This is a genomic window from uncultured Methylibium sp., assembly GCF_902826655.1.
Classification (GTDB): domain Bacteria; phylum Pseudomonadota; class Gammaproteobacteria; order Burkholderiales; family Burkholderiaceae_C; genus Methylibium.
The window spans coordinates 1-4,554 of sequence record NZ_CADEFR010000113.1 but is presented as its reverse complement, the minus strand read 5'-3'; the positions used below and the strand labels follow the sequence as shown (position 1 = coordinate 4,554).

5 protein-coding genes and 1 pseudogene are annotated in these 4,554 nt (G+C 70.2%); 1 reads left to right on the top strand and 5 read right to left on the bottom strand.

Features of this window, described 5'->3' with window-relative positions:
* From QZV97_RS20365 to QZV97_RS20355, 3 genes are all read right to left on the bottom strand, one after another.
* The coding region (locus QZV97_RS20365; protein ID WP_295647171.1) for a TCP-1/cpn60 chaperonin family protein at positions 1-609 on the bottom strand (609 nt) is incomplete at its 3' end.
* Positions 610-642: 33 nt separating this feature from the next.
* Complete coding sequence (gene groES, locus QZV97_RS20360; protein ID WP_295647169.1) at positions 643-936, bottom strand: co-chaperone GroES; 294 nt, start codon at positions 934-936, stop codon at positions 643-645.
* Positions 937-1,115: 179 nt separating this feature from the next.
* On the bottom strand, positions 1,116-1,901 hold the full coding sequence (locus QZV97_RS20355) for a fumarylacetoacetate hydrolase family protein (RefSeq protein WP_295647167.1): 786 nt from the start codon (positions 1,899-1,901) through the stop codon (positions 1,116-1,118).
* Positions 1,902-1,943: 42 nt separating this feature from the next.
* On the opposite strand from QZV97_RS20355, the gene QZV97_RS20350 reads away from it, so the two are divergent.
* Complete coding sequence (locus tag QZV97_RS20350; RefSeq protein ID WP_295647165.1) at positions 1,944-3,737, top strand: SulP family inorganic anion transporter; 1,794 nt, start codon at positions 1,944-1,946, stop codon at positions 3,735-3,737.
* A 10-nt stretch (positions 3,738-3,747) separates the two neighbouring features.
* On the opposite strand, the gene QZV97_RS20345 is transcribed toward QZV97_RS20350, so the two are convergent.
* Together QZV97_RS20345 and QZV97_RS20340 are read right to left on the bottom strand one after the other, a co-directional pair.
* On the bottom strand, positions 3,748-4,215 hold the full coding sequence (locus QZV97_RS20345; protein ID WP_295647163.1) for a glycine zipper 2TM domain-containing protein: 468 nt from the start codon (positions 4,213-4,215) through the stop codon (positions 3,748-3,750).
* A gap of 213 nt (positions 4,216-4,428) precedes the next feature.
* Positions 4,429-4,554 (bottom strand): annotated as a pseudogene (locus QZV97_RS20340) (HNH endonuclease); the annotation flags it as partial.

The following is a 4,554-nucleotide window of genomic DNA, read 5'->3' as shown; positions in this document are numbered from 1 at the left end:
GTACGGCGACAGGTAGCCGCGGTCGAACTGCATGCCTTCGACGACTTCGAGTTCGCTCTCGAGCGACTTGCCGTCCTCGACGGTGATCACGCCTTCCTTGCCGACCTTGTCCATCGCGTCGGCAATGATCTTGCCGATGGTGTCGTCGGAGTTGGCCGAGATCGTGCCGACCTGGGCGATTTCCTTGCTGGTCGTCGTCGGCTTGGACTGCTTCTTCAGCTGCTCGACCAGGGCGATGACCGCCTTGTCGATGCCGCGCTTCAGGTCCATCGGGTTCATGCCGGCGGCCACGTACTTCATGCCTTCGCGCACGATGGCCTGGGCCAGCACGGTGGCAGTGGTGGTGCCGTCACCGGCGTTGTCCGAGGTCTTGGAAGCGACTTCCTTGACCATCTGGGCGCCCATGTTCTGGAGCTTGTCCTTGAGCTCGATCTCCTTGGCGACCGAGACACCGTCCTTGGTGACCGTGGGCGCGCCGAACGAGCGCTCCAGGACCACATTCCTGCCCTTCGGGCCGAGCGTGACCTTGACCGCGTTGGCCAGGATGTTCACGCCTTCGACCATGCGCGCGCGGGCGTCGCCGCCGAACACAACATCTTTTGCTGCCATTTGAGTTCTCCGGATCTGGAATTGCTGGGGGGATTACTTGCCTTCGACGACGGCGAAGAGGTCTTCCTCGCGCATCACCAGCAGTTCGTCGCCATCGACCTTGACGGTCTGGCCGCTGTACTTGCCGAACAGCACGCGGTCGCCGACCTTGCAGTTCAGGGCGACGAAATCGCCCTTGTCGTTGCGCTTGCCGGGCCCGACGGCGAGCACTTCGCCCTGGTCCGGCTTCTCGGCGGCGTTGTCGGGGATCACGATGCCCGAGGCGGTCTTGGTTTCCTGTTCGAGGCGCTTGACGATCACGCGATCGTGCAAAGGACGAAGTTTCATCGCATCTCCTTGATGGCTATCGGTAGGGTCGGTGGACTCTGGCTGCGCAGTCAGCGCAAGCTCACAAGCTGCAGCGCCTGGAAACGAACCGCTTCCGGCTCTGTTAGCACTCAGCTTGTTCGAGTGCTAGCACAATTATAGGGGCCGGCGCCGAGCTTTCAATAGCACGCCGGACTCCGTCAGCCCGGCTCGAAGGCAAGGCGCAGCTTGCCGAGGCCGGGGAAGTCGACCAGGACGTGGTCGTCCGGCCCGACCCAGAGCGCCCGGCCCCAGCTGCCGGTGGTGACGACGTCACCGGCCTGCAATGCCGCACCGCGCGCCGCCGCGTGACGCAGCCAGCCGCCCAGCACCCGGCCCGGATCCACGCAGCTGTGCGTGCCGACGCCACGCGCCGCGGGCTCGCCGTTGACGAGGACGCGGCAGGCCTGCGTCGCCCAGTCGATCGGCCGCAGCGGCAACCAGTCTCCCAGCACCAGGGCCGCGTGCGACTGCAGGTCGGCCAGGCGCAGCCGCTCGGTGGCCGCCATGGCCTCGATCCAGCGCGAGTCGACCACCTCGATGGCAACGCACAGGGCGTCGAAGCAAGGCAGGACCTCGTCGTCCGAGGCAGGGCACTCGGGCGGCCGGGCCAGGCGAAAGGCGATCTCGGCCTCGACACCGCGCTGGTGAAACGCCGTGCCGGGCAGCCGCGTCGCCCCATGATGCAGCCCGGCCACCGGCAGCGGACAAGCGCTCACCGGCGCGCCAGGACCGGAGGCCCCGGCCTTCCAGGCGACGGTGCGGACTTCATCGGTGCCGGCCAGCGCCGCACACACCGCATCCTGCACGGCCATCGCCTCGACGTCGTCGCGCAGGGCAAAGGCGGGGTCGAGGCTGCTGCAGCGCCGGCGTTCGCGATGGGCGCGCAGCAGCGCCCGGGTCACGGCATCGACGGCCGGGGAGGCAGAGCGATCGGGGGGCGCCATGAGGTCGAGTGAGCTCGGGAGTAGCCGCTTCTATCATCGGCCATGCCCGCCACCGATGGCATTCGCCCTTCCCCTTGGTCCGTGCGCCTCTTCGGAGGCTGGGTCCGCGAGTTGTCCCCCCCGACCTTGCGCGCCGACCTGCTGGCCGGCCTGCTGGGTGCCGTGCTGGTGCTGCCGCAGGGCATCGCTTTCGCGACGCTGGCCGGCCTGCCGCCGCAGTACGGCCTGGCGACCGCGATCCTGCCCTGCATCGTCGCGGCACTGTTCGGATCGAGCCGGCATGTGATGTCGGGGCCGACGAACGCCAACTCGCTGGCGCTGTTCGCGATGCTGGCCCCGCTGGCCGCGGCTGGCAGTCCGGCCTACATCGAACTGGCGCTCGCGGTGACCTTGCTGGTCGGGGCGATGCAGTGGCTCATCGGGATGCTGAAGCTGGGCTCGGTCGCCAACTTCATCTCGCCGGCGGCGCTGCTGGGTTTCACGACAGGCGCCGCCCTGCTGATCGCGGTGCACGCGCTGAAGGACGGCCTGGGCCTGACCGACATCGCGAGCCACGGTGCCGGCGGCGTGCTGCTGGCGGTCTGGCAGCAACTCGGCAGCGTCCGCCCGGGCGCGCTGCTGATCGCCGCGCTGACACTGGGGGTCGCGGTGGCGGTGCGTCGCATCGCGCCGCGCTGGCCGGCGATGCTGGTCGGCCTGGCGGCCGGCACCGCCGCCGCCTCGGCACTGCCGGCGCTCGGCCTGGACGCGGTCCGGCGCGTCGGAGCGATTCCGGCGCCCTGGCCGACCTGGCACGTGCCCCAGGTCGACCCGGCCGCGCTGCCCGAGCTGCTGGGCCTGGCCTTCGCGCTGACCATCGTCGCGCTGGCGCAGTCGATCTCGATCGCCAAGGTGGTGGCGGCGCGCGCCGGCCAGCGCATCGACGCGAATCGCGAGTTCGTCGGCCAGGGGCTGTCCAACCTGGTCGGTGGCCTGAGCTCCAGCTATGTCTCCTGCGGCTCGCTGAACCGGTCACTGCCCAACCTGGAGGCCGGCGCGCGAACGCCGCTGGCTGCCGTGTTCTCGGCGCTGTGGCTCGCCGCGCTGGTGGTGGCGAGCGCGCCCTTGCTGGCACTGATCCCGCTGGCTGCGATCGCCGGCCTGCTGTGGCTGGTGGCCGCCTCGCTGCTGGAGTTGCCGCGCTGGCGTCAGCTCCGGCTGCTGAGCCGCGGCGAGTTCGGCATCGCCCTGGCCACGCTGGCAGCGACCCTGACGCTGCGGCTCGAGGTCGCGATCCTGCTGGGCAGCCTGCTGTCGCTGGGCGCCTACCTGCAGCGCACGGCCAGGCCGGCGATGCGCACGATGGGCTTCGACTCGACCGCGCCGAACCGGCCTTTCGTGGTGCTGGACGGCCATCCGGCTGCACTGCCCGAGTGTCCGCAGCTCAAGCTGCTGCGGATGGAAGGCGCGGTCTACTTCGGCGCGGCCCAGCATGTGTCGGACACGCTGCATGCGCTGCGCGAACCGGCGCAGGCGCCGAGGCACCTGCTCGTGATGAGCAAGAGCATGAACTTCATCGACCCGGCCGGCGCCCAGGTGTGGGACGAGGAGCTGCGGGCCCGCCGTGCGATCGGCGGCGACCTGCACTTCCACCGGCCGCGGCCGCCGGTGCTGGCGCTGTGGGAACGCTCGGGCTTCCTCGATGCGCTGGGCCGCGATCACATCCACGCCGACAAGCAGCATGCGATCGCGCGCATCGTGCCGCGGCTGGACCCGCAGATCTGCGCGCAATGCCGCGTGCGCGTCTTCGCCGAGTGCGACCGCCAGCCGGGCGCCGCGCTGGCGCCCGACATCTAGGTCGCGCCCGTCAGCTGCGCGGTGCGACCGACTGCGCGCGCGTCACGCGGGTCGTGCCGCCGGTCGAGATCAGCACCACCTGGTCGCCAGGCTGGAAGCTCTCGTTGCCCTGGGCCTGGACGATCGCGCGGCGCTCGCCGTTGCGCATCTGGACCATGATCTCGATCGCCTGTTCGCGCGTCGCGCCGCGCTCGACGGCGTTGCCGACCACGGCACCCGCCACCGCCCCCAGCACGCCGACCACCACCGCTTCGCGGCGGCCACCGACCGAACTGCCGGCCACGCCGCCGGCCACCGCACCGGCGGTCCCGCCGATGCCGGACTGCGAGCCCTCGACGACCACCGGTCGCACGTTGATGACAACGGCATCCTGCACCGTCGACAGGCGCTGCGCGTCACCGCGCTTGATGACGTCGGGACTGGTGGTGGAACAGGCGGCAAGCGCCAGCACCAGGCCGGCGGTCAACAAGGTCTTCATGGCAGCTTCTCCTGGGGCGTCATGACGGCACAACGGTGCCTCGTCCGCGCTCGTTGACGGATTGTCCGTCAGGGGCCCGGGGGTCGGGAGCGAGAGGCTTGGGCAAGCACGGGTAAAGAATCGTGAGTGGGCGGCAGGAGCGCCGATCGTCGGCCCAGACCGCGCGTGCCTTGCTGCGCAACGGCCGGCGCGATTCGAGGCGCCTGTCGCCGCTCAGCCGTGCAAGCGACTCGACCTGGGGACGCTGGCGAGCAGGAACTCCATCTGGTCGACCAGGATGCGGCGGCCGCGCAGGATCATGTCCTCGTGCAGGCTGGGCACGTAGGGCAGGTAGAGCAG

Coding starts and splice junctions, on each gene's coding strand:
- groES (WP_295647169.1), bottom strand. CDS start 936: ATGAAACTTCGTCCTTTGCACGATCGCGTGATCGTCAAGCGCCTCGAA.
- QZV97_RS20355 (WP_295647167.1), bottom strand. CDS start 1,901: ATGGCGCCCCCCGATCGCTCTGCCTCCCCGGCCGTCGATGCCGTGACC.
- QZV97_RS20350 (WP_295647165.1), top strand. CDS start 1,944: ATGCCCGCCACCGATGGCATTCGCCCTTCCCCTTGGTCCGTGCGCCTC.
- QZV97_RS20345 (WP_295647163.1), bottom strand. CDS start 4,215: ATGAAGACCTTGTTGACCGCCGGCCTGGTGCTGGCGCTTGCCGCCTGT.